The sequence below is a fragment of the Lysinibacillus sp. NPDC059133 genome (assembly GCF_042755925.1).
Lineage (GTDB): Bacteria > Bacillota > Bacilli > Bacillales_A > Planococcaceae > Lysinibacillus.
In genome coordinates this window covers 66,903-92,778 of the sequence record NZ_JBHZDH010000012.1, presented here as the reverse complement: position 1 = coordinate 92,778, position 25,876 = coordinate 66,903, and the positions used below count along the sequence as shown (strand labels likewise).

General features: G+C 34.3%; 24 protein-coding genes and 1 pseudogene. 20 read left to right on the top strand and 5 right to left on the bottom strand.

Annotated elements, in window-relative coordinates:
* Positions 1-881: 881 nt before the first annotated feature.
* Both ACFXN8_RS09160 and ACFXN8_RS09155 read left to right on the top strand, forming a co-directional pair.
* A complete protein-coding gene (locus tag ACFXN8_RS09160) occupies positions 882-1,541 on the top strand; it encodes an AroM family protein (RefSeq protein ID WP_376073959.1) in 660 nt (219 codons plus the stop codon).
* Between the two features lie 481 nt (positions 1,542-2,022).
* A complete protein-coding gene (locus ACFXN8_RS09155) occupies positions 2,023-2,622 on the top strand; it encodes a YpjP family protein (protein WP_386844501.1) in 600 nt (199 codons plus the stop codon).
* Between the two features lie 25 nt (positions 2,623-2,647).
* Here the strand turns inward: ACFXN8_RS09155 and ACFXN8_RS09150 are convergent, their stop codons facing one another.
* Positions 2,648-3,313: a site-specific integrase gene (locus tag ACFXN8_RS09150; protein ID WP_386844537.1), complete on the bottom strand. Its 666-nt coding sequence runs from the start codon at positions 3,311-3,313 to the stop codon at positions 2,648-2,650.
* 147 nt (positions 3,314-3,460) lie between these two features.
* Here ACFXN8_RS09150 and ACFXN8_RS09145 point away from each other — a divergent pair, with 147 nt between their 5' ends.
* The 8 genes and pseudogenes from ACFXN8_RS09145 to ACFXN8_RS09110 all read left to right on the top strand — a co-directional run bounded on the left by ACFXN8_RS09145 (position 3,461) and on the right by ACFXN8_RS09110 (position 8,139).
* Positions 3,461-3,640 (top strand): hypothetical protein, encoded by a 180-nt coding sequence (locus ACFXN8_RS09145; RefSeq protein ID WP_386844499.1) that lies wholly within the window; start codon positions 3,461-3,463, stop codon positions 3,638-3,640.
* Positions 3,641-3,839: 199 nt separating this feature from the next.
* Positions 3,840-4,337: a sigma factor-like helix-turn-helix DNA-binding protein gene (locus ACFXN8_RS09140; RefSeq protein ID WP_386844497.1), complete on the top strand. Its 498-nt coding sequence runs from the start codon at positions 3,840-3,842 to the stop codon at positions 4,335-4,337.
* Between the two features lie 147 nt (positions 4,338-4,484).
* Positions 4,485-4,889 carry a hypothetical protein gene (locus ACFXN8_RS09135; protein ID WP_386844495.1) on the top strand — a complete coding sequence of 135 codons (405 nt, stop codon included), beginning with the start codon at positions 4,485-4,487 and terminating at the stop codon, positions 4,887-4,889.
* Between the two features lie 835 nt (positions 4,890-5,724).
* Positions 5,725-5,889: a hypothetical protein gene (locus tag ACFXN8_RS09130; protein WP_386844493.1), complete on the top strand. Its 165-nt coding sequence runs from the start codon at positions 5,725-5,727 to the stop codon at positions 5,887-5,889.
* A gap of 316 nt (positions 5,890-6,205) precedes the next feature.
* Complete coding sequence (locus ACFXN8_RS09125; protein ID WP_386844491.1) at positions 6,206-6,676, top strand: hypothetical protein; 471 nt, start codon at positions 6,206-6,208, stop codon at positions 6,674-6,676.
* Between the two features lie 94 nt (positions 6,677-6,770).
* Positions 6,771-6,947: a DinB/UmuC family translesion DNA polymerase gene (locus ACFXN8_RS09120; RefSeq protein ID WP_386844535.1), complete on the top strand. Its 177-nt coding sequence runs from the start codon at positions 6,771-6,773 to the stop codon at positions 6,945-6,947.
* A 104-nt stretch (positions 6,948-7,051) separates the two neighbouring features.
* Positions 7,052-7,369 (top strand): annotated as a pseudogene (locus tag ACFXN8_RS09115) (transposase); the annotation flags it as partial.
* Between the two features lie 584 nt (positions 7,370-7,953).
* Positions 7,954-8,139 (top strand): hypothetical protein, encoded by a 186-nt coding sequence (locus ACFXN8_RS09110; protein ID WP_386844489.1) that lies wholly within the window; start codon positions 7,954-7,956, stop codon positions 8,137-8,139.
* A 40-nt stretch (positions 8,140-8,179) separates the two neighbouring features.
* Here ACFXN8_RS09110 and ACFXN8_RS09105 read toward each other — a convergent pair whose 3' ends face one another.
* On the bottom strand, positions 8,180-8,386 hold the full coding sequence (locus ACFXN8_RS09105) for a helix-turn-helix domain-containing protein (protein ID WP_386844487.1): 207 nt from the start codon (positions 8,384-8,386) through the stop codon (positions 8,180-8,182).
* A 190-nt stretch (positions 8,387-8,576) separates the two neighbouring features.
* Between ACFXN8_RS09105 and ACFXN8_RS09100 the strand changes: the two genes are divergently transcribed.
* From ACFXN8_RS09100 to ACFXN8_RS09075, 6 genes are all read left to right on the top strand, one after another.
* On the top strand, positions 8,577-11,297 hold the full coding sequence (locus ACFXN8_RS09100) for a phage tail protein (protein ID WP_386844485.1): 2,721 nt from the start codon (positions 8,577-8,579) through the stop codon (positions 11,295-11,297).
* A gap of 138 nt (positions 11,298-11,435) precedes the next feature.
* Entirely contained in the window at positions 11,436-13,364 is a 1,929-nt protein-coding gene (locus tag ACFXN8_RS09095; protein ID WP_386844483.1) for a hypothetical protein, read from the top strand.
* A 526-nt stretch (positions 13,365-13,890) separates the two neighbouring features.
* The gene (locus ACFXN8_RS09090) at positions 13,891-14,985 is read left to right on the top strand and encodes an AAA family ATPase (protein ID WP_386844481.1); all 1,095 of its coding nucleotides are present in this window, start codon (positions 13,891-13,893) and stop codon (positions 14,983-14,985) included.
* A 4-nt stretch (positions 14,986-14,989) separates the two neighbouring features.
* Entirely contained in the window at positions 14,990-17,347 is a 2,358-nt protein-coding gene (locus tag ACFXN8_RS09085) for a S8 family peptidase (RefSeq protein ID WP_386844479.1), read from the top strand.
* Between the two features lie 270 nt (positions 17,348-17,617).
* On the top strand, positions 17,618-18,214 hold the full coding sequence (locus ACFXN8_RS09080; protein ID WP_386844477.1) for a hypothetical protein: 597 nt from the start codon (positions 17,618-17,620) through the stop codon (positions 18,212-18,214).
* Between the two features lie 13 nt (positions 18,215-18,227).
* On the top strand, positions 18,228-18,407 hold the full coding sequence (locus tag ACFXN8_RS09075; RefSeq protein ID WP_386844475.1) for a hypothetical protein: 180 nt from the start codon (positions 18,228-18,230) through the stop codon (positions 18,405-18,407).
* Between the two features lie 591 nt (positions 18,408-18,998).
* On the opposite strand, the gene ACFXN8_RS09070 is transcribed toward ACFXN8_RS09075, so the two are convergent.
* Both ACFXN8_RS09070 and ACFXN8_RS09065 read right to left on the bottom strand, forming a co-directional pair.
* Positions 18,999-20,275 (bottom strand): IS3 family transposase gene (locus tag ACFXN8_RS09070; protein WP_386844473.1). Its coding sequence is split into 2 segments (ribosomal slippage): positions 18,999-19,948 and positions 19,948-20,275, totalling 1,278 coding nucleotides; the frame shifts between segments, so codons are not numbered across the junction.
* 182 nt (positions 20,276-20,457) lie between these two features.
* Positions 20,458-20,721, bottom strand: coding sequence for a hypothetical protein (locus ACFXN8_RS09065; protein WP_386844471.1), 264 nt, complete (start codon positions 20,719-20,721; stop codon positions 20,458-20,460).
* A gap of 658 nt (positions 20,722-21,379) precedes the next feature.
* Between ACFXN8_RS09065 and ACFXN8_RS09060 the strand changes: the two genes are divergently transcribed.
* The 4 genes from ACFXN8_RS09060 to ACFXN8_RS09045 all read left to right on the top strand — a co-directional run bounded on the left by ACFXN8_RS09060 (position 21,380) and on the right by ACFXN8_RS09045 (position 24,635).
* Positions 21,380-21,874, top strand: coding sequence for a small multi-drug export protein (locus ACFXN8_RS09060; protein ID WP_386844469.1), 495 nt, complete (start codon positions 21,380-21,382; stop codon positions 21,872-21,874).
* 75 nt (positions 21,875-21,949) lie between these two features.
* Entirely contained in the window at positions 21,950-22,210 is a 261-nt protein-coding gene (locus ACFXN8_RS09055) for a YfzA family protein (RefSeq protein WP_386844467.1), read from the top strand.
* A gap of 632 nt (positions 22,211-22,842) precedes the next feature.
* The gene (locus ACFXN8_RS09050) at positions 22,843-23,634 is read left to right on the top strand and encodes a helix-turn-helix domain-containing protein (RefSeq protein ID WP_386844465.1); all 792 of its coding nucleotides are present in this window, start codon (positions 22,843-22,845) and stop codon (positions 23,632-23,634) included.
* A gap of 509 nt (positions 23,635-24,143) precedes the next feature.
* Positions 24,144-24,635, top strand: a complete 492-nt coding sequence (locus ACFXN8_RS09045; protein WP_386844463.1) for a hypothetical protein — start codon at positions 24,144-24,146, stop codon at positions 24,633-24,635.
* A gap of 315 nt (positions 24,636-24,950) precedes the next feature.
* On the opposite strand, the gene ACFXN8_RS09040 is transcribed toward ACFXN8_RS09045, so the two are convergent.
* Positions 24,951-25,601, bottom strand: a complete 651-nt coding sequence (locus ACFXN8_RS09040) for a FusB/FusC family EF-G-binding protein (protein ID WP_386844461.1) — start codon at positions 25,599-25,601, stop codon at positions 24,951-24,953.
* Positions 25,602-25,876: the final 275 nt, after the last annotated feature.

The following is a 25,876-nucleotide window of genomic DNA, read 5'->3' as shown; positions in this document are numbered from 1 at the left end:
AAAAACTCTATAGTATAATATAAATCGTGCTATTATAGGTAGCATATTTACGTAATCTGGAATTCTGCTTTTTGTTTTTGTAGATACTTATTCACACTGGCGCATGCTTTGGGGCTGCAAGGACGCAAAAGAAGGTTGGGTTTGCGTTGCTTAAGTTAGAAAGCACACAGTGGAATTTTACCGCGGTGATGAAACATATACGTTTCAATATAATATTATTCCCCAGATGATTGGGTTGAGACTTTACAATTTACGAAACATGTTACCTATTAAATACTAAAGGGGTGGCTTCGCAATAGCGAGGCTGCCCCTTGTCCAATTTACTGGGAAGATCGAATAATTTTTGAAGCGACGGATAGAAAAGTCGAACAGACATATAGAAGAGCTTTCAGAAGTAGACAGACTATGTCTACTCTTTTTTATGTAATGAATTCCCAGTTATCGCACCTGTTATAGTTCTTTTTGATTATTTTTTCAAATAAATGTTCCAATAAATTTGAACTTGTGTAACAATGTTTATTAATATTTTTGCTTTAAATTTACTTGTAGTTTGTTTTCGATATTGACATAGTTCAAATGATACAACGATATCGCTAGCAATGAATATTCGTTCGTAACATGTTAATTTTATATGGTTACAATTCAGAATATTCCCGCTATTGTGCATTTTAAAAGGTACTACCTAAAAGATGACGAGCTAAAATTATAGGAGAAAATTGTGGAGGAATAGCTATGGTGTTAAAGCAGACATTATTGATGTTATGCAATCATCTTATATTGGAACAACTATTTGAGAATACAGCTAAGTTTTCCGATAAAGGTGTATGAAAAGCTTTTGAATAAATTAATGATACATCTTCAAACTTTAGGGGTGACTACAAATGAATAAAGTTGGTTTTTTGACGATCGGACAATCACCACGTATAGACATTACACCAACGTTTACAGAACTATTGAATAAAGATATTAAAATTGTGGAAAGAGGAGCATTGGATTCCTTAAAAGAAGTGGAATTACTAACAGTTTTAGCGAGAAATGAAAAGAACACATCTATTTCGCGATTACGGGATGGCAGATCCATAATAATTGATAAAAGAAAACTACTACCCTTGTTACAAATAGAATTATCAAAGTTAGAACAAGTGGTGGATATGGTTATCGTATTAAGCACAGATGATTTTCCGATTTTAACATGTGAAAAGCCCATTATTTATCCGAATCGAATCGTCACACAAATGATTAGTGCAATGGCCGATCAACCGAAGATGGGTTTAATTATTCCGCTAGAAGAACAGAGAGATTCTATGCTTGAAAAATGGAAAGATATTTCGGATGATATCACAATTGCTGTTGCTTCACCATATGATTATGGCAACTTTGAAGAAGCAGCTCATTATCTTCGAGATTACCGAGTGGATCTGATTGTTTTGGATTGTATGGGATACAATGAAGAACATAGGGAGCTAGTACGAAAAGAGAGTGGTATTTTAACAATTTTACCGCGTACATTAGTAGCGGGAATCGTGCTTGAATACTTATGAAGTAAGAACAAGAAGCTCTAGACTGTATATAAATTTAGTCTATAGTCTATATCATTTTGTGAAAATCTGTTCCATTCATAATAAAGAAAGTGCCCTATGAGCGGCAGAATAGGTCATAACAAAGTAGAAAAGTCCGCTAGCTCGCGGACTTTCTTCATAAAAGTAATTGTATTAGTTCGTGAAGCATAAAGATGATAAGTAACCTAACATTATTAAAAGACCAATACCCATTGCGATTTCCATGTTTTGTACCTCCTTTTAAAAAAACGACACATTTATCCTGCATACTGCGAGTAAATGCCCGATTAGTTTGGGGCAACAGGATGATGGTCATACAAGCGTTTTCCCAGGATGTGAAGTTTTTACTTTATACATAAATATTGTACAATGAATTATAAAATTATGAAACCTTTTATAGGGCTTAAGCGTATATATTAGTAATAGATTTACCAATTTGTACATAAAGAGAAGGTGTTAATTAATGAAGAAATGGATTCAAAAAAGTATCGTCATTATGGTTGCGTTTTTAACATTTGGATTAATTACGCCAACACATGAGATATGGGAAGCATTTGATCATAATCCATCAAATCGTGCTTCTATCGGGCCATCACCTGGGACGAGCACTGCAGAAGCGGCTGCTCTTCCGATAGAACAAACAGAAATACAGGAAGACCCGGTTGACTACAATGCATTGCTCGTTGATGCGGCGAAAGAGCAATCTTATGTGAAATTCGGCACAAAAATTGGCCCGAAAATTAGCAATGAATTTGACGCTATTATCTTCCCTAAAATGGAGGAAGCTATTGCGATGACAGTAGCAGGCTTAGACGATGCATCATTAGCATCGTTGACAATTTCAGAAAAGCCAAGTGGAAACTATGGCGAGAAAATTTTTAATATAACTAGCAATGAAACAGGCATGGATTTAATTCGCTTCCATGTCCGCACAGAAAAAAGACCGCAGGATGGCTATTATTACAACTTCCACTACCACAGTGCCGAGGACGACTTTATGGCACACAATAATTTAGGGGATATTTATTGGGAGAAAAACACACCTCCGAAATGGTTGTCATGATATATAAGGGTTTAGGGGCTGTCTCTTAGAGATTAGCCCCACTTTTAGCCCCAATTTCGATAGCACGGTCAAATGTGTCTATAATTTTATCTTCCATTTCTCTCAATACATGACCGTATGTTGTATGAATCATTTCTGGTGTGTTACCTAATCGTTCAGCAATTGCTTTTACTGGCACACCGTCATTCATTAATATTGTTGCATGTGAGTGCCTAAGAGAATGAATTGTACACTCTTTTAACCCAGAACGTTTAACAATCCTTTTAAATCCTTTGTGTAATGTGGTTAAGGGCATAGGTATCATACTTTCCAAAGAGATAAACACATAATCCTCATCTTCCAATTTTTTACCGAATGCTAGCCACTTTTCTTTGACTACTTTTTGGTAGCGAGATAACTGCTCAATCACATTCTTACCAACTTTGATTTTACGCTCACTATTTTTTGTTTTAGTTGTTCCAGTACCGTGTCTTGTTCGATTCCGAATAATATTAATAGCTTGCTTATCAAAGTCGATATCTCCCCATTGAAGACCTAATGCTTCACCTTTTCGCATTCCCGTAAAAGAAAGAAAAAGTAAAATTGAATAGTAAGTTTCATCTTCATTTTCTTTAGCGTAATTTAGCATTTTACTTAGCTGGTCAGATGTGAGTACCGATAATTCAGCTTCTTTTTTTCGAGTAGAAGGCAGCTTACACCTCTAAATTTGTTCCGAGGAATTATTTCTTCCTCGACCGCTGCATTAACGGCAATTGAAAAAATAGAATGTGCTTGTCGTTTATCGGATGATGAATTGAAAATGGCGATCACCTACTTACGCAGAGAAGGATTAAACATTGTGAAAGTTGATAATCCGTCATTCATTAATGCAGCTGCTGAATACATTAGAACACTTGAGCGTTATTATGTAGCCAATGAAGCCGATATACACCGCTTCCAGGAGTGCTATTTTGCGGAGAAGGAACGGAATACACATGAAACGAAACTAGCAGAGCTTTTCGGGAGTTTTGGTATCTGACAAGGCATTTTTCAGTGGATTAAAAGAGTTAGGAGTGAAATTACCATGAGTAAACAGCAACAGCCAAAGGTAGTTATTCTACGTGAACATGATGCCAATCCAACAGAGATAGATAAGAAAGACGTGGTTATTCGGATAGTGCCTAAAAAGGAAAAATAGTGAGCTGAGCAGTGAACAGCAGGAAACAAGGTGATTCCCATTGAATGATTTATTAAAAGAGTACAGAGCAACCCATAAACGATTGAAAGCTGAACGTGCTGCATTACATGAAGATGATCCAGAACAAAAAATATACGCTGGAATGCTATCTGACTTGGAGCTAGCGATTGAATGGATGAGTAAAGGCTTTAACCCAAAGGAAACAAGGAAGGGTATTCATAAAAGTGCGAACAAACGATACGGCTATGACAAACGTAAGGTGAACACGGATATAAAATGGTTTGGGGTTAATGATGACGTACCTTCTTTGCGAGAACCAGGTACAAACCATCTAGAACGAACATTATCTGATGACGACAAACGAGCAATCATGTTTGTACTTCAGCACATGGCACCTATGCAACGCACCTGTTATATGCTGCACTATGGTTTTTTTCAACCCTTTGAATCTATCGGCAAAGAACTAGGGATTACGAAGGGTACGGTACAAAGGCATATTGAAGCTGCACGAAAGAAAGTACTAAAGCTTAATGCATAAATAACGTGTGAGAGCATCAGTGGTAAAAAGTATGGATTTTCGAAGGTCCTCAAAACTTGGATAACGCTATTATAGGTTATCCTTTCTTTAAATAATGTAGGTACTTTGTTTGTTCTGCAAGTAACTACATAGAAAGGAGCTGCAAACATGTTTTGTGTCATTCAAAAAATACTTAAGAAGAAGCCGGATCCGAATGGTACACACAAAGAAATCATTGTAACCGAAATAAAATTAGGATTTGTTGGTGATGAGCCGAAAACATCATACGGATACACTTATAGCAATGAACGTTTTGAAAGGCCAATATTAGATGCCTATAAGGTTAGCATTCATCACAGTTACCGAGAAAACGGTAAAGTGAAAAAGAAACAATGGGTTATCTGCACAATGAGTTACTATGATTTGCTAGACTCCTGGTATGGTGATCATTATATTGAAAGGGAACTAGAAAAGAAGCTAAAAGAAATGGAAATTGATGAAGATACCTTCCATAGAATGATTAACGCAAAACTGGAACCACTCATCGAAAAAATTAAATTAGAGTTTCAATAGACGAAAGAATTTAAAGTAAAGGTAAAGCAAAGAGCAATTCTTGAAGCCCATAGAGCAGCCGAGATAGCATTTGAAAAAGAATACGGACAAGGTAAATACAGTTGTTGCTATGACGTATTTGGAAATTTGCGTAATCCAGCTTACTTAGAGGAGCTAAAGGTTAAGAAAAGGGCACGGGAAGAATACTCTAGGCGTAGTTACGAGGAAAGCAATAAGCGTAACTACAATTCGTATGGTGGTAGTAGTTACTTTACCCCTTCACAAAGTAACTACACGGATGATGAAAAGAAAGTATTACATGAAATCTACAGGATGGCATCAAAGAAGTTTCATCCAGACGTATCAGGGGATGACGGTAGTAAGATGAAGTTTTTGACTAAACTTAAGGATCAGTGGAAGTTATAAGCGAGGAGAGCGAGATTTCGTTCTCCTATGAATTTACTAAAAAATTGTTATACCCTATAACAGACCACGAAATGAAGCGTCTTGGCATTCTATCGCATGTAGAGTCGATTTCAGCGTAACACTAAGACCAAGATAATTTAAAGAGCGCGTTTTGAAAAAAGATTGCTAAAAAATATGCTCTTATTTGAATGTGACAGATTAACTCCTAAAAATAGTTTGATTATTTTGAAATATTTTTTTGCACTAAATCCCCCATTGGCTTGATAAGGAAATAAAAAATGATTTTCTTAGAACTCAAACTCAGTCCAATTCCATTAACCATTTTTTAATATTTACCCCACTTTAATTTTCCCGAATTTATACCTTTGACTCTTATAAGGGCGATAATATCATGTTAGCAGCCCTCGATCGGTCGGGAATTTGAACCCAAGTGTCATTAGAGCCTAATCCCCATTCTTTAAATAGTATCGAGGAAAGAGATAATAAATTAACTTTTGCTTTAAAAGAATCTATGGAAATACGAGGCCAATTGACTGAAGCCGATGAGAAAAAGGAGAAAAAATCTTGGTGGCAGTTTTGGAGAAAAATTTTGTAACTGATTGCTGACTTGATATATATGTGGTGGGGTAGCCGACTATCAATCTGCAAAACAAGTTTGCTAAATTAGTATCTTTTTGGGTTTTAACGGTAATATATGGTAGTATTGGTGATGGAAGGATAAATGTACAAAAGGGGGGAGTGTTTTATGAAATTTAAAAATTTAATAATTTTTATTTGTGGCGTAGTGGTAGGAATGATTTTCCTTTCCTTGTTGAGTAAATTATTTGTTTAATTTTCTGAAAAATCACCATATATTAAATATTTACAAAATTTACAAAATATAGTATATTCTATGAAGAGGAGGTGAAAAAATGAAATCTATTTATTTAAAATTTACAGGCATTTTGTTAATTTGTGTACTTCTATTTCAAATAGTTGATGTGAATTTTGCTGGCGCTTCGGAAAATGAAAAAACAGAAAATTTATTTGTAACTTTTGACAATGAAGAAACATCAGATGTTGATTTTATTGTATATCAATTACCGGAAGGTGATATTGATAATAATATTACAACTCAACCGAGAGCAAATAAAATTTCTGTCTTTTTTAAAGGCATTGTTGTTGGAGCTTTAACTGCTGGTTCAATTATTTACACAACGGGTAAAGCCCCTGAGGAATGGGTTGTTATGGGTCTTCAAACAATAGAGAAAAAAATAAAAGACTTCTCTAATAGCAATAGTTATGTCCCTGGAAAACCTATTTATGTTGCATCTAATGGAAATCCTTATAGTTGTGTAGTATATCCGTGCGCTATAGCTAATAGTACTGATATTTCTGAATGATTTTTGACGTGATAAATACTTTTAATTAGAGAAAAGAACATTTTTTAAAAGAATGTTCTTTTCTTTTTGTATGTGCGTCTAGCATGGACGTACAATCAGTTTAAGACTTTTCTACAGTAGAAATGCTATGACCAAAGGATTTCATCGATCTAAAACGATTGAGGTACCAACAAGTGAAACATTTGTGATGTACAAAACCTGTATTGAATTACTTGATGAGCCCTTTGCTGGAGAGCCAGGACGGCAATTATCAGTCAGAATAAGAGCATAGCTCGATACACCACTGGAGACACTGTGGCAAGATTCGTCCATCGAACCGAATTGGGCAACAAAAAGAACAGAGACGGCAAAAATACGTTTTAGTTTGGCTTTAAAGGGCACCTAGCCGTAACAACAAAGGGGCAATATATCGTTGGACGCCTCAGGACATCTGCCAATTTGTCGGATAGTAAAGCAGCGATTCCTCTTTTAAAGAAAGTAGAAGACCGATTTCCAGAGCATTTCACAATCGCTATATTCGATACAGGGTATGATTATGAACCCATTTACCGTCAACTACATGAGTATCAAATGCGTGCAGTCATTCCCTTTAATGTCCGCAATGAAGGCGAATATCTTGGATTCGCTGAGCATTTTAGACCGACAGTAGATCGGCTAAATGCTTTATTACAGACACAAACTCAAGCAGCATAATTTTTAAAAACGTAAGTTTCTTAATAGGAGCAGTCTAAGCCTTTGAAAAATGTGATCTATGAAATTGATTCAATTAACTGAAATTTCGATAGTACCAGGTTTTGTTTGTGACAGCTTAAAAACACTACCTTGATCTTTTAATTGTTCTTTACCGTTAAGGATTTCAATACTCATCTTAATCGGTTTCATAACAAGAACAATTTTTCTTTCTTCAGTTTCAACTTGTAAAGCAGGTGGGATATTTAATTTTTTTTTTGAAAATTTTGTAGGAATAATTTTCCGTTATCTGTAGAAAGGATATTTATCTGAACTTCCTCAGAAGCATATTGAAACTTAATTTCAGCAGAAGTAATTTTGTTGTTAATGACTGGATTTAATATATCTGAATAGTTATATGTGCATTCAATTTGAGAGACAAGAGGATTGGGTGGAAATTCTATTCGATAATAATAGAGAAGAAATACTATTGTTTAAAACAGCAGCAGAAGCTAATGGGTATATTGACGTTTTAAAGTATAAGTGCCGTATAAAAACAAGTTTTTAGAGGGCAAAATCAAAAAAGAATAAAAGGAGTAGAATTCATCATGTTACCTATTGATATGGAGATTATAATGATAGTCTCAAATTTGCCTATGAAACTTAGCGAACTTTCCAAAGTAGATCCCGGTAAAGCAATTGAGTCAATGCAAGCCTGGGGTGATGGAAAAAAAGATGTTGAGAAGATCTGGGAAGAAATAAACGATCAATTGAGTAAATTTGAATCAAATTAAGATTATTACTTCAACGAAGAAAAGTAGCCCTCAACTAGAGCTACTTTTTCAATTCAATAATTTGACTAACATCATCAATATTTAAGGCCTCTGCTATTTTAATGATGTAGTTTTTATTAATACTACTACGTTGGTTATTTACTAATTCGCTGATGACAGATGGCTTCAAACCTGTTTGTTCCGCAAAGTCTTTTTGTGTAATACCTCGCTCCTGCAATAATTCCTTCAAACGTACTCTTAATTCCAATTTAAATACCCCGTTTTTATATATTTAATACCAGTATATCACTTATTTTCAATTTAAATATTCTTGGATTCATAAATTTGTGAATTTAAATAGGCGATTACATGATATAATGTTCATAAATTTATAAATATATGAATTTATGAATTTGTGAATATTTAAATATAAAAATTAAAATAAGGAGGTATGTTTTATGTCAAACGCGCACAGTTTCGTAGCTAAGATTGGTGCTCGTATCACTGAGTTTATGGCAAAAATGCGTCAGGTACAAAGCACAATCAAAAACGCGGCCAATGATGTACGAGTGGATATTGGTGCCGATGTTGCACAATTCAAACGTAAAACAGCCGAAGTTAAAGCGAAAATGCTTGCTCTCGCTCGAGAGAAAGTTGTCATAAAAATAGAGGCTCGTATTGAGGATTTCCAAAGGAAGATTCAACGGATTGCAGTAAATATTCGTGCATTTGGCGAGCTGATGCAACACACCGTAATGGGTACAATGATGACTGTATTTCCGGCAATTGCGCCTATTTTGGCAAATGCAGCGGTAGCTATTGCAAATTTAGGTCCAATGATAGGTGTTGTCGCTGGCTCTACATTCGCATTAGGTGGAGCATTTCTTAGTGCTGGAGCAGCTGCTACTGCTTTTGCTGCTGTAGCGATACCAACTATCAAAAAGTTGTTTGATGAAGAAGCAAAGCTCAACTCAGTTCAACAGCAAGCTAAAAACTCATTTGATGCTGTAAAAAACACATATAAATCGCTTGTAAAAGAGACGGAAAAACCAGTCTTGCAAGCATTTACGAGTGGTATGCAAGCAACAGATGCCATACTCAATAAGTTGCGGCCACTATTCTTATCTAGTGCACAAGCTGTAGCCAATTTGATGGCACAGTTAAATACAGCAATAGGTACTCCGCCAATTCAGAATTTCTTGGAGTATCTTAATACTTCAGGTGGCCCGATGCTTGAGACGTTCGGTCGCTCATTTGGAAATGTATTTCAAGGGTTGTTATCAATGCTTACAGCCTTTGCTCCATTAAGCGCAAGTACAGCAAAAGGCTTCGAGGAAATGACAGCTCGTTTTGCTGAGTGGGCGAATGGGTTAAGTGGTAGCGCGAAATTCCAAGCATTCATGGATTACGTGAACACTAATATGCCTAAGATTCGGGCCATTTTCAGAGATGCAATAGCAGGAGTTGTTTACTTCTTTAGTGCATTTGCTGGATCATCTTCAGGTATGATGGACGGATTAGTTTCGATGATGGGCCGATTTAAAGAGTGGTCAGCTACTCTTAGTCAAAACCAAGGCTTCCAACAATTTTTAAGCTATGTGCAACAGACTGCACCTAGTGTTTTACAGCTAATTGGTAACCTAACTACTTTCCTTGTTAACTTAGGTATTGGTATGGCTCCTCTTGGTGCAAAGATTATTGAGATTGCAAATAAGGTTTTGGAATTTGTAAATTCAGCGATGGAAGGTAACCGCTCAAACGGTGTCTTGATAGCAGGTATGATTTCTTTCGGAGGGATATTACTAGCGGTATTACCTAATATCATCGCATTTAAAGAGTTGTTTAGAGATGCCGGAAAAGTTGTTGGTATATGGGGTAAGTCTTTCAAAGGTGTCACATCATTGATTAAAGACTTCGGTGGTACTCTCGATAAGTTAGACCCTAAGTTTAAAATAGTGGGCAGGGCCTTAGGGTTCATTACTGTACAGGTGGCATTAGTTATCGCAGCTATAGCAGGTCTGACCGCAATATTTATAGGTCTGTATCAAACAAATGAAACATTTAGAAGTCAAGTTCAAACCGTTTGGGAAGCTATTAAAACAGCTATTTCAACAGCGGTAACGGCTGTCAGTGGTTTGATTACATCTATTTGGTCGCAAATCACGGCATTTTGGAATGAAAACCAAGCAAGTATTATGGCAACTGCATCAACTGTTTGGAATGCTATTGGTACTGTTGTTACAACCGTTATGTCGGCAATTGGGGCTATTATGCAGTTTATATGGCCGGTTGTTAAGGCATTAATTGTTTCAACATGGGAAGCTATCCAAAACGTTATCCAGGGTGCAATCAATATAATACTCGGTATCATCCAAACATTCTCTGCTCTGTTCCAAGGAGATTGGCAAGGTGTCTGGGAAGGTATTAAACAGATCTTAAGCGGAGCAGTACAAGCCATTTGGGGAATAGTTAACCTTTACTTTGTAGGTAAATTACTTGGCCCATTAAAAGCATTTGGAAGTACTGCTAAATCACTTATGCAAGCCGTTTGGACTGCAATAAAAGGTATTTTCACTAACACACTAAATACGATTAAAGCGGTTGTTACAACAATCTTTAATGCTATTAAATCAACAATTTCATCAGTATTAAATGCTATAAAGTCAACAACATCTAGTGTTTGGAATGGAATTAAATCAGTAATAACAACGGTCCTAAATGCGATTAAATCTGTTGTAACGACAATCTGGAATGGTATAAAGAGTGTTATTTCCTCAGTCCTAAACAATATCAAGAGCACTGTATCATCAGTATGGAATGCAATCAAAAGCGTAATCTCTAGTGTCCTTAACGGAATCAAAAGTGCTGTTTCTTCAATCTGGAATGCAATTAAATCAGTCGTATCTTCAGTTTTAGAGGGGATTAAATCGGTTGTTAGTTCCGTTTGGAATGGTATTAAGTCGGTAGTTGAAACAGCGATGAATGGTGTTAAAACAGTAATTGAAACAGGTTGGAATGCTGCTAAATCATTTTTATCAAGCATCAATCTCGTTGAGATCGGTAAAAACATCATCCAGGGCTTAATTAATGGAATTGGTTCTATGATGGGTGCTGTCACAGACAAAGTTAAAGAAGTAGCTTCAACCGTTACAAATGGCATTAAAAGCTTTTTAGGTTAAATGTTAGCCCCTCATAGTAGTGAAACTATGTTGAACACCGAATATCGGGGGAAGCCTAAGTCTGAATAGATAAGGTAATCCCGAAGCGTAAAACATTAGAACTACGCTCGAACGACTGACAAGGTGCATCTCTCGTAGATGATGATACAGTCTAATCCGACTGCATTAAGCGGTGTTAAAGTACTGGGAAACCAGCGGTATTCACTGATTCATAGCCCGAGTAGGGTAATGATTGCCATTGCTAAATGGATTCCTATTGGTGTAGCTAAAGGTATTGAGGCCACTACAAACGTGGTACAAAAAGCTACAAATCTAATGTCTGCTAAGGCAATTCCTGATTTTAGTAAGTCTATTACAACAACAAAATCAGCGATGGATAACATCAATTATATTGTTAAAAATACAACTTCCAATACAAGCGCGGATGTTATTGCCATCCAAAAAGACTATGCTAAAAAACGTGCTGAACTTGATCGTAAAACGGAGCAACAAATTGCAGTTATTAAAGCTTCTACTTCTAAAAAGACGCAAGCTAATACTAAAGCTCAAGAACAACGTATCAATAACATCTTGGCTGATGCTAAAGCTAGCCGCGAAAAGTTAGCGAAGCAAGAGGCAGATGCGCTTGCAAAGGCGAGAAGTAAATACCAAAAAGAGACATTGGAAGCATTAGAGCAGTTTGTAGATAATAAAAAATCCCTTGAATTGTGGTCTCTTGAACAGCAAGCAGGTTACTGGAAGTACGCAACGACTCTGTTTGTTGAAAATACGACAGAGCGTATTAAAGCACAAAATAAATACAATAAAGCGATGGAAGAACTCGCGAAAGAGCAGTTCGAAAAAGAGAAGAACTATATTGATCGCAAAAAGAAATATAGTCAGCTTTCACTTACTCAAGAATTAGCTGCGTACCAAAAGTACATGAAGCAATATGCCGATGGTAGCGAAGAACGTATCTACTACGAAGATAAAGTAGCAGAAACCAAACAGGCTATTCATGAAAAGCTCATTGCATTGAATGATGAGTACACTGCTAAGATGCAAGAGTCTAATCAGAAGCTTATTGATGGCTCAAAGGCACTTACTAAGGAATATGAGGACGCACTAAACGCGAGAACTCAATCTTTATACGGTAATGTCGGTATCTTTGATGAAATCGAAGCGAAAGCCGCTGTATCTGGTCAAAAGTTGATTAATAATCTAAAAGGTCAAAATGAGGCATTTAAAGATTGGGCAGCTAATATTCAAGCTTTAGGCTCTAAAGGCATTGACCAAGGATTACTAAAAGAACTTCAAGCTTTAGGGCCATCTGCATCAGCCGAAATCGCTGCTCTTAATACTTTGAGTGAGTCAGAACTTGCTGATTATGTAGCTTTATGGCAAGAGAAATCTAACTTAGCACGCTCACAAGCAGAGTTAGAGTTAACCGGTATGAAAGAAGATACAGCTAAAAAGATTGAAGAGTTAACGGCTGAAACTGCTACTCAGTTAGATACCTATAAAAAAGAGTGGGCTAGTAAAATTAAAGAAGTTCGTACTGGTACCGCAAATGAGTTTAACGCAATGGTATCAACGATGCCTCAAATAGGACGTAATGTCATTAAAGGCATGCAACAAGGCTTAACTGATATGACACCAGCTTTACTTAAACAAGCACAATCTATTGCCAATAGTATTAAAGCTACTATCCAGGGTGCACTTGACATTCATAGCCCGAGTCGTTGGGGTAAAAAGATGGTTGGTCATAACTTGGTTAAAGGAATTATTATCGGTCTTGCAGATATGAAATCGGATGCCATTAAAGCTGCTGAAAGAGTAGCCGAATGGATTCAGCCTCACGTTGAAGTTAGTGATATTATCAACGATATTAGTGGCGCAATCGATGCTATCCAAACTGAGATTGAACATAAGGTAAAAGTTGATGTTGAGGTAAAAGGTGAAGTTGGACAAGGTGCGAAAGATAAAGGTGTACATCAAGAAGTACATTTACATTCCCCAACGCCTTTAAGCCCGTCTGAAAACGCAAGACAGTTAAAACGAGTAGCTCAACAAATGGCTTACAATTAAAGGAGGTCACATAAATGGAAACAGTTACTTTTACTAATAGTAGAGGAGAGTCCGTTACATTTGGCGGGCCTCCTTTTTATTTACAAGAAACTTTCTGCTTGCTAAAATTCAAATGTTTGTTCTAAAATGAATGAGAACGAATGTTCTTAATAGGAGAGTGAGGAGCGATGAAAGATCAGCTGGTTAAAGCGATGCAAAGAAATTAATTAGTAAATATGATGTATATATCTAAGTCCGGAGATGTAACAAAACGACGTACCAAAATCATTAAATTGTTGATGATTCATTACAAGCATTTTGTTTTGTGAGGCACAAGCCCCCTAAGACTTGCCTGTTGAGATGTATGGGTACCCACAAAAAGTGGGCACCCTTTTTGTATGGATGAAATATTGATTGAAATATGTTACATTTCATTTTTTGTATTTAACGGTTATCGAAAATAAAATGACGTTTTTAAAAAAAAAATGACAAAATCATTGTTATAAATAACGATATTGTATATATTAGAACGAAAGGAGTGTTTCTTTTGTATTCAGAATTGCTAAAGATTATTGAAGGTGGAATTAAAGGAGATCAACAAAAAGTCATTAATTATGCTAAAACTATGGCTGAGAAATTAAATGAAAACGGAGAAGAGAAGGTTGCTCGTAAAATAATAAAAATAATCGATTCAAATAATACTAATATAGCAACTTTAGATTCCCTCATTTCTAAGCCTTTTGATAGTGAGAGTAGATTAGAAACTGTAGATGTACTTTTACCTGTAGAAAGTGGAGAATCTCTAATATTCAATGAAAGAATTGAAAAAGAAATAACAGATTTTATTTTTTCGTACTATAAAAGAGATCTACTCATTTCTAAAGGTCTAGAAGTAAATAGTAATTTGTTGCTATACGGGCCTCCTGGTACCGGAAAAACTTCTGTTGCTAAATATATAAGTCTCCAATTAGATTTACCTCTAGTTATTGTGAAGTTAGATAGTTTAATTTCCTCTATGTTGGGAAGTACTGCTAAGAATATCAGAAAAGTATTTGACTTTGCCTCACGTAAGCCATGTGTGCTTTTTTTGGACGAATTCGATGTAATAGCTAAAGTTAGAGATGATAAACATGAGACAGGAGAATTGAAGCGAGTTGTCAATTCATTAATACAAAATATCGATAGTTTTGGTAATGACAGCATCTTAATAGCAGCTACTAACCATCATCTGTTATTAGACAAAGCTGTTTGGAGAAGGTTTGATAAGACATTGATGCTTGATTATCCGGAAAGTACTATACGTATGAAATTAATAGAAGATTTTATTTCTGGTATAGAAAATAATTTTCAAGAGGATTTAAAGAAAACAAACACTTTAGTTACTTTACTAGAAGGTATTTCACCTGCCGAAATAAAGACAATTATAAATACGGCTATAAAAAAATGTATTTTGAATGATAAGAATGTATTAACTTTTTACGATGTACTGTATGAAATATATTTAAAAAATAACCCTTCTCTCGGGAGTGAAGAGGATTTAATAGCCTTTCTACATGAAAATGGAATGACTCAAAAAGATATAGTGAATAATACAAGTTTTTCGATTAGAAAAGTAAGGAATTCTATTCAAAAGGAGTGTTAATGTTATGAACGATGAAAAATTTTCTTTGATTAATTTTAAACATAGAAAACAAGATGATTTACGTACAGAAGGTGGTGGAGACGATAAAACTTATCCTTGGACACTAGAAGGAGAGAAACTAAAAGAACATAGTAATATGCTTATTCATCATTTAAAGGATATTACCCAACAGGATAAACCTAATGTAGAGCATTTTCCATATATTTTAGAAGTAGACATTATAGACGAGGCTAAAGCAAAATCACATCAAAGTAAACTTATTTCAATGTTTAATGTTGATAGTGCTCAAAGCCAATTAGGTATGGTTAGTGAGAATAAATTACTTTTAAAATTAGACCAAATAGAATCAATTAAAAAAACTGTGGAAAACCTCACTAAATTGGACAAAAATAAAAATTCAATTTCAGCCATTACAGAAATTAAAGGTTTCAAACCTTCTATTTTAATGGATGAGGAAGAAGAGTTTTATAAGATTAATTTTATAGATTTTCACAATGATACATTAAATAAAAATGTTCTTGAATATGTTGAAAAGAAGTTGGCTGAAAAAAATATAGATTTTGAAAGACAATTATATAGTAAAAACAACACTGTTTTAGAGGTGGCAGAAGTTACTTTAGATAAATTAACTTTTATTAAAGAACTCCCTATCAAAGCAATGGAACCAATGCCTAAAACGGATAATCCCTTTCTAGATTTAGACATAAATGATGAGAGCTCTGATAATTTTATAAAATATGATGAAAACAAAAATTATCCTGTGGTAGGATTATTGGATTCGGGTGTTGCAATATTGCCGCAACTTAAAGGGTTTGTTAGAAGAGGTGAGGGTTGTAATTATAATAACTCAGATCTTAATACCAACCACGGTACTTTTATAGCCAATCTTTTAATACATGGTAATCAAATAAACAGCGTAAATGATTATTCAATAGATGGATGTATAGTTGTTGATGTGCCTGTAGTTAAAGATGGAGGGGTTAATGAGTCAGAGTTAATAAAAAATATTCGTCGAGCTATTGAAAGTAATCCTGAGGTTAAAATATGGAATCTATCTGTCAGTATAAATGGTAGGAGTGGTGAGAATAAATTCTCAGATTTCGCTATTGCCTTGGATGAAATTCAAGATGAATTTAACGTGTTGATTTGTAAATCAGCAGGTAATGACAGTAAGTCTTATATTTTAGGGGAAGAACCAAAAAAATTAAGTTTGGGTGCAGATTCTATTAGAGCTTTGACTGTAGGATCTATTTCCAGAAAATCTGATAATTATGGATTTAGTAAGGCAAATTATCCTTCTCCATATTCAAGAGTAGGTAGGGGACCGGCAGAAATAATAAAACCAGAGTTGGTTCATTATGGTGGTGATATATTTTCGAAAGCCCCTTCCCCTTTATCTATTGCAGATTATGATGAAATAGGTGAAAAATCTATAATTTCTGATGGTACACTACATTCGATGTGTGGTACAAGTTATTCAACACCAAAAGTTGCTAAATTGTTAGCTGAACTATATCTTGCTCTAGAAATGAATGAGAAAACTTTTGATTCATTATTATTAAAATCATTAGTGATTCATTCAGCAAGTTATTTAGAGGATCCAGCATTGGAAGGTCTAGAAAGGTTAAGAAGAGTTGGTTATGGTAAACCAGAGAATTCTCAGTATATTATGGCTAAAGATACACCACATTCAGTTACTTTGGTGTTAAATGGAAACTTAAAGAAAAAACAAAGAATTGATATTATGGATTTTCCATATCCTAAAGATCTGATAGTTGATGGAAGATTTACAGGTAAAATAAAAGTTACATTGGTATATAATAATTATTTAAGCAAAGAAATGGGTCCAGAATATTGTCAATCAAATATGGTATTGAGAATGGGTACATACGATAAGTTAGTTGATAGGGACACATCTATACCAACGATATTGAACCCTATTGGAAGAAATGGTTCTCAGAATTTATTATTAAAGACCGCCTACGGTGTGAAAAAAATAAAAGAAAATATCGGTTTTTTAAAGGAAAGAAATTTGATTGAATTTGGAGATAAATACTATCCGGTTAAGAAGTTTTCTGCTGACCTTGAAGAGGCTAAAGATTCAACTCATAAAAATTATTTATCTAAAGATAAAAAATGGTTCCTATATCTTGAAGGTCAATATAGGGATTTTATATTTCAACAAGTTAACCAAGATGATAGTAAATTATCAATGGATTATGTATTAGTTATAACTATTTCAGATCCAAAAGCATCACATGATGTTTATAGCGATACTATTCGTGAATTAGAGAATCATAACTTTGAATATAGTAAAGTTAATATTGAAAATTATATTGACATATATCCAGAATCAAATTAGTTATAAACTATGTTTTAGTTTTTAAACTTCGCACCAAACAGTTATAAGCATCAGCATATCATTTGTTGGTGCTTTTTCATTTTATGATAATATCAAGACGTATCAGATGGCTGTGCTTTTTTTTTGCCATACATAGAAATTGGAAATAACTTTGAATTTTATACAAATCTATTAAATAATGACTGTTTTGTGTATTAGGTATAAAGAAATGTTATTGTGTTTATTAGGATTTTACTTTAGTATATATTAAAGTAATATTTGGAAGGCGTGATGAATGCTTTGAGCGCTAATAATAATCAAGAATCTCAATTGGATGCCGTGAGTGTAAACCAAAATGATAAAGATGAAACAGAGTCTCTTTATCCTAGTGCTGAAATACTATTAACATTTATTCAAAAGGAGTATGATATCGAAGCATCTCGAAAAAGGGATATTGAAGCACGAACTGGGATTTTAATAGCGTTATTGGGTGTGTTAATTGGATTTTATTCCAGTATCATGGATTTTACCATATTTAAAACCGGAGACGCACCCTTAGAGTATATAGGCTTAGTTTTTTTGGGACTTATTTATATTTTTCCGCTAGTGACATTATTTCTATCGATGAGACACTTTATAAAGGTATTAAACGCTAAGACTTATAGAAGAATGGGTTTAGGAGGCAACTATAAAGAGATGGCTCTAAAATCAAAGGAAGACACATCGATAAGATTAGCTGAGGCTTACAAAACAGTAGTAGAAGATAATGATAATTCCAACGAAAATAAAGCTATTCAATTTAAAAAGGGTATTAATTTACTGTATTTATCATTAATTGCTGTTATTTTAACCTATATTGTTAAACAAATTATTTCACTAATTATATAAGGAGGTTTTATAGATGTCTGATAAAGAAGATAGCTGGTGGAAAGATGACAATACCAGTTCAGGTTCGGATACTACAAATCCATTTGAACCAAGAGATACTCAGAATGACGCTTCAAATTTTAAACCAAGAAGTATCACTGATGGATGGGACGTAAGAATGCAGCTAAATGAAAAGCAAAGTAATAATAAATAAGTGGTAAGTTTTATTTAGTTTTATAATTTTAGAATAGGTAGAAGGAAGAGGTCTTGATATAGAGGCCTCTTTTTTATGAGGCCAAAAAAATTAAGTAAGCCCTGTTTATCAACTCATCTATTCCTGTACACACGCTCGCCATAATTTTATTAGCCTCAATCTAGCCCCACTTAGCCCTAAAATAATTCAGTTTTATGCTTTATTTTGTGTAGTTTAAAATTACACAAAAATCGCAGATGTATTGATATATCAATGTTTACAAGCATTTCTTAGGTGTAGTATGCGCCACACAAAATTTATTGGGAGAAAAACACACCACCTAAGTGGATGTCATGATATATTTAGTTGAAGAAGATAGCGAAACCAGAAGCAACAATCTTTGAGAAAACGGCCTTTTTTTGACTAATTTTGAACCTTTCAATAAAAGAAGCCACTTACATCTTTTTTTAACGGGTGTGCAAACAGAGAAATCTCATCTAACATTTTTCATCAGAACACAAATAATCACTATTAAAATCACTGTATAATTCACTCAAAAAAGGACCGAATTAACATAAAGTGTACCCTTTGTAAAGGACATTTTGAAAAAAGCTAGGCAACTTTTTGAAGCTGCTGTCTGTATTTTGCAGGCGGCAGCTTTTTCAAGTTCCATTGCCCTCGATAATGGTTGTAATACATCATATAACTTTTCACTTCTCGTTTTACTTCTTCTAATGTTTCGCACGCTTTCAGATTGGTTTCATCTTTAAAATGACCGAAGAAGGATTCTTGAGGGGCGTTATCCCAACAGTTTCCTCGACGTGACATAGATTGCCCTAGTCCCATTTCCTTCACAAGTTTCTGGAATTTTGGATTCGTATAATGGAATCCTTGATCTGAATGAATAAATGCATCTTTCGTTAAATGCTGGTGATTTCGCTTCAATTTACGAAGAGTATTGAGCGCGATATCCATACTTAATGAAGCAGATACTTCATACGCTAAAATTTCGTTTGTCTCAGCGTCCTTAATCGTTGATAAATAAGCACGTTTGCTGTTTCCGTACGTCAAATACGTGATATCTGTTAATAATACTTTTCCTGCTACACCTTGTTTAAAGTTACGCTGTAATTCATTTGGACATGTACGATGTTCTTTTGTCGCTTTGGCCATTCTACGTGCAGGATTCGCTTTTCGAATTGGGCATACAATCTCGAATTTCTTCATAATGCGGCGAATACGTTTTAAGTTATACGTAATCCCATATTGATTTTCTAACGTCATTTTAATTTGACGTGCACCTTTCTTACGTCCTCGGAAATGATACGCTTTTAAAATGATTTCTTTGATTGCTTCATCTGCTAACTCATGGGCTGCACGCTTTTGTGCTGATTTTTCAGTGAAATAATTATAGTAGCCTGAACGAGATACACCCATGATTTCACATAGATAGCTTACTAAGCGTTTTAGTTTATATTTTTGAATCGTTTTACTGATTAATTCAAATTTTAGTTCTGTTGCGATTGTTATTTCTTCTTTAACATCTGCCTTTCGAGTAGATCGAGCTTTTTTAAAAGTTCATTCTCCGCTTGTAATAATCGATTTTTCGCTTCTAATCGTGCAATTTTTTCTTCTAAACTTAATTCCCGTTCTATTGGACGACCTGAATTCGTTTTCCGTGTATCTTGTAGACCCGCTACTCCAGTTGTACGATAAGCTGCACGCCAACGCTTTCCCGCTGAACTAATGCGCTTCAAACCAATTAGTTCAACATCTAAACCGGCCTTAAATTCCTCAGTATAAGTAATCGCTTTATCACTAATAGCCTGGACATTAGGATTACAGTTTAGTTGTTCTTGCTCTTTTTTAGTAAATAATCTTTTCGTCATTTCATTCCGCTCCGACATCTTTTTTCTCATTATAAACAAAAGTACCCTATAGGATAGACTTTTTTCAAAGTGTCTATCTTATAGGGTACTGTTTAACAATAGTCGGTCCTTTTTATCACCAAGTATTTTCTTGTTCAACGCACCTTTTACTGGAATAAGAAAAACAATGTTTATTATTATTTCTATTTGTTAATAAGTATCTTGTAATAAGTAAAAATGATGGTGGAGATACCAATCCCAAAAAGGATACTTCCGGCAGCCAAGAAATTATTTGTATAACCTTCAATCACAATTAGGTATGCCGAAGTGTCCATCCCACCTTGTTTAATTATCCGATCTTCAGCAAGTGATAATCCAATATTAACACTGAAAAATAACAATATAAAACCAATTAAAGTTATTACAGAACCTAAAGCAACTAAACCTTTTAATTTGTTTTTTGTCATTATTCTCCCACCAATCTATTCCTTCACTAAACTGCTCCGTTAGCCATCCATGAAGCGCAAAAATCAGCTCTTCACCACAGAAAATGAAAGATGATTAAGTTCTTTCATGGGAGTTGAAGAACTGAATTTTCTCAATGTTAAATTAAATTTAACATAAAATTCCACATACCTTCAACAAAAAAATCATTGAAAAGGTTTTATTTCTCGTTGAGTTATGTTTTTTATAAGTTCAAGATTGGTGGGGAATTTCTATACAAAATACACTGTTTAACAAGATTGCAACCGTAAGTTGACAAAGTGCAACTGCTGCATTGTAGAAGTAAGAGCAATGTTTTTCTAAGATTTAGATAGTACTTAAGAAAGGAGATTCATATTTAAACGAAATTTAAAAAGTGAATAATTAAATTAATAATCAGAAAGGAGACACAATGAAACAAGTATCTATTATCGGAATTATTTTTACCATAGGGGTCTTAATTTTTTTAAAGATTTTTCAGGACTCAATCCCAAGAGTTAATGAGCCAATAACAAATATATTCGTATTTGTAGGCGTCGTCTTTTTTGCTATTATATATGGAATGTCTCGAAGTGGAAAAAAATAGTGAACACACCTTGGAAAAGTAAAAGGTGTGTTCTTTAAAAAAAGGAGAGTTACTGTATGTTTCGTCAAATGATACAAGAGTTTGTCGGTCAATTATCTGAATTAGATTTGCTTCTACAGTATTTGGGTGTTTTCATTATATCTTTCATTCCGTTTGTAGAATCTCCTGGTGCAGCTATAGTAGGTTCTCTCATCGGGATCCCGATTATTATTGCAGTAATTATTAGTATGATTGGAAACTGGATTTCAATTATGATCGTTATTTTACCTTTTAACGCTTTGTTAACAAAAATTCGAAATCGTCATTCAAAAAAAGAAGGATTTATTCATAATCGCGCAATTAAAGCGAGAGAAAGGTATGATAAATATGGAGTTCCAGGACTTGCACTTATTGCTCCATTAGTCGCTTCCGCCCATATTGCGGCCTTCACCTCATTAGCTGCTGGCGCAAATAAAAGAAGAGTAATCTTCTGGCATTCCGTTAGCATAGGTTTTTGGGGAATCCTTGGTGGAGTATTAGGAGGTTATTTATACTATGATATAATGTCATAATATTTTGAATGTGTTTACTTCCTTTGTTTTTTATTTTTAAATAAATCAAGATTATTAAGAGAGGATGATAACAAGGTGAAATTATTAAAGAAATGGATAATTAATCTTGGTGGCTTCTTAATTCTTAATCTCATCTTTTCAATTTTGGATGGTACATTTGTGGTGACTAACTTTAATTTTGGCGATTTCGGAAATAGGATATTACAGTCAGAACTTTTTACTGAGTGGTTAAGTTTTTATGAAAATCCCTTATTTAATATAGTTGTAATCTTCGCTGCACTCCAAATAATAATTACCGCTTTATATGATATATCTAAAGTTATCACTGGTAGATGATATGCTTTTTTCAACTCTAATAGCTGTTACATTTAAAAATACGGCTTCTAATCATAAGAAATCATATCGTTTATAATATAAAACTTTTTGTCATAGAAAAGAAGAATTATATCTAAACAAAATTTAAAAAGAGGAAATAAGCGATATTGAAAAATTGTCGATAATCTTCTTTTATTAAAGGTAAAATTATTTTACAAAAAAGCGAGAAAAAGTATTTAATAACTATACAATTGTGGGGTGTGAACCGAATGAATTGAAACAAATAGATAACCATGTTATCGTGTTATATAGGAATAAAATGGAATAATAAAAGGTGTGTGTTGGATAAATATTCATTATCCACTGCTTTTATTAAAGGCAACCCGCTAAATGTGATATAACAATCTATATTCGGTGATAAAAAGAATAAAGTTCCCTTTGTAACAGTCGTTGAAGTATTTTTACTACTTCGAACTAAACATTCAACTGCATGAAAGTAGTTGTATTTTTATCGATTGTTATTAGATACGTAGTCATGTATATGTATAATGCATGGAGTGATCTTACCTGTAGTCGCTTTAATTTACCCCTTAACTTACAATATTGAAACTGGAGGTTTTATTGTAATAATAAATGGAAGGAGTTCAAAGCAAATGACATTTGGTGAAAAAATTTTTAAATTGAGAAAGGAAGAAGGACTTTCCCAAGAAGCTTTAGCCGAAAAGTTAAACACGACGAGGCAAGCCATTAGCAAATGGGAAAATGGTCAAGGGTATCCTGAAACTGAAAAACTTCTTATGATTGGAAATATTTTTGGTGTTTCAATGGATTATCTATTAAAGGACTCTGTCGAACCTAGCAATGATAAAGAGTCAGGATATTATGTTAGCAAAGAAATGGCAGAAGGTTTTTTACTCTCTGGCCGTAAATCTGCTAAATACTTATCAATGGGTTTATTTTTTGTTGCTTTAGCCTTTATCCCTTATTTTATTTTTAAACAAGACCCATCAACTTATTTAATACCAACGATTATTTTTGCAACCATAGGAATAGGCTTACTTGCGTCAACATCTTTTTTTGAAGAAGATAAATACAAAGTGCTTAAACAAGAACCTTTATTGTTTGATGAAAAATATCTCCAAGAGATTAACATTAGATATGAACGTATGAAGAAAAAATACGCAATTTTTATGGTAGCAGGATTCGGAATATTTGCATTGGGGTTCATACCAATTGGATTTGTCAGGAAAAAAATTATTTCCGATGATTTTTTAACACCTTATTATCCGATTTGTATTGGGCTGATTGCAGTCGGTATCTATATTTTTACTCACTTGTCCAATATTCTAGATGCATATAAACTTCTAGCAAGGAATGAGGTACATACTAATCGATTTGGTTTTAAGTTTAGAAAGAAAGTAATTAAAAAGTTTGATGATATTTAAACTAATACAGATGAAGTTAACCAAAACATAAACAATTTTCAGCCTCAGTTAGCCCCGTTTTATGCCTGTTTTGCATAGTTTGATTTTGATAGTACATTTATGTATTGATATATCAATGTAATAAGGTTTATATAGAGTATCCATGACACCAAATTTATTTGGGAGAAAAGTATACACCACCGAAATGGTAATCCTAATAATCACGAAACACTCGCTTAAAATGCGAGTGTTTTTTGTTTGTTATATATAGATGAAGGAAGGACAGAGAAAAGGATGTTCCTCAAAATGTACCCAAAATTTCATCAATTAAATAAGATGGGTGTGCTTCATCTCTTTCAACCGTTTTGTTGTATTGTTTTCAATAGTATATAAATTTTAGAAGCAAGCTCCCAGCCACTATATTTACAATCAAGAATAAAGTGGTGCTCTTTCTACAACTGTCTATACATTTGTTTTTTCATTTTAATAAAATATACAGAAAGTAATATTTTTTATTAGGGGGTGATTCTATGTCAAACCAAACATCAACATGTCAAAATAGAAAGTATACGATTACCACAGGACCATTTCTCGTTCCATTGGATGCTGCAGTTGGACGGCCTAATAATCGACTTGTGATTCTTATTAAAAATCCTACAAGCCAACCACTAGAGGCTGATGTTGTGATTGAATATTGCCCTTCTCTCGAGCTTTCTAATGAGGGAATAACACTTCCTTTTATAACGAATGAGCATGAAAAACCTTTTCTAGAAGGTCTTCCTTCAACGGTAATACCTCCAAGAAGTTGTACTCGATTGGAATTTGATATTAGCTCTCATGTAAATGGTATCCTTCATGTTAAATCTACAGGCGACTATCTTGTAGGAGAACGCCCACTACGTGGAAAACTTGAAATCGAAGTGGTTGGGGGATCAGGGCTTTCCAGTCCAACAAATCCTGGCCTTGCTGTTGCTGATCCTTCCATGGTATTTCATTACGGCGATATGAAAGTTATCCTTTAGAGAAATTAGATTAAATTATAAAATCTTAAAACGAGTACAAGTGCAAAAAAGCACCGTACTCGTTTTCATTTTTGAATAGTTAGCTTCTTACGTAAACTGTTCCTGCGGGGCTTTTAGCTCAAGTTTATCTCTTAGGAGTCAGCCGCTAAAAAATTATATACAGCATTCTGCAAAAAATAGCTTTTGTCTACAGTTTAAGCCTATCCCAAATGGAGAAGGCTTATTTTTTCTCTCCAAAATTCGCGCATAAAGCTCGATTAGTGAAAAATAAAAATCAGTGGGGATGATGAAATCCCCACTGAATAATATTTTATTTTATTGAGTGATGCGCTCGAAAAACGCTTTTGTTTTTTCTATATCCGTTACATGTCGATTGCATGTTTCGCTGTCTGCGCAAATGTAATTACTATAATTTGTGAACGTTCCAACGACTTGCCCTTTTACAGACGTAGTATATAGGCCAACATCAGAATGGCGGTTACATAATGCACATATCCCTTTAATTGTATTGTTAGAGAAAGTTCCCTTAATCGCTTTTAGCTGTTCATCTTGTTCCAATACGACATATTTTCGATGTGTACCAGGATCATCCCAAGCTAAATAACAAATCTGCTGAAAATCCATGTCTTCAAGCTTCGGTAGCTTGAGCTTTTTTTCCTTTTTAAATAGACTCTTCAGTGTGCTTGCAGTGACTGCTTTGAATGGGATGACATATGGTTTTAATTGCTCTAAATACGCTTCGCCATGTGCGCGGTCTGTCACATTAAAAAGCTGTTCAATTAGCTGGGTTTCCGTAGTGGAAAGCGCTATTTTTGCTGTGATTTCGCTTTCAACAATACCATGTACAGCTAGGATAACGTTTTTATCCTTTGTCGTTGCAAGTGTTTGTATTATTTTATTCATTTGCTGCTCAAGTAAATTATAGTTTGCGACCGTTAAAAACGGCTGAATTGTTTGTTTTTCCATTTGAATTCACTCCTGAATAGTAGGCTTTTAATACAGGTTACTGGCCTAAAGAGATCATTCAATTATGTTATTTGCGTTAACTTTTCTAGACCTCTTTGACCTGTAAAGTGTTTGGTCTAGAGCAAGCATTACAAAAGAATGCGTCCATTTCGATTCCTCCTTGAAAAGAAAACTATCCTTATTATAGCACTTTTTAGAAATTATATAAAGTTAGAAAATTCGCTTATTTCCGTCTGTAATATTTGGTATAATAATTTGATATTAGTTTTTCATTA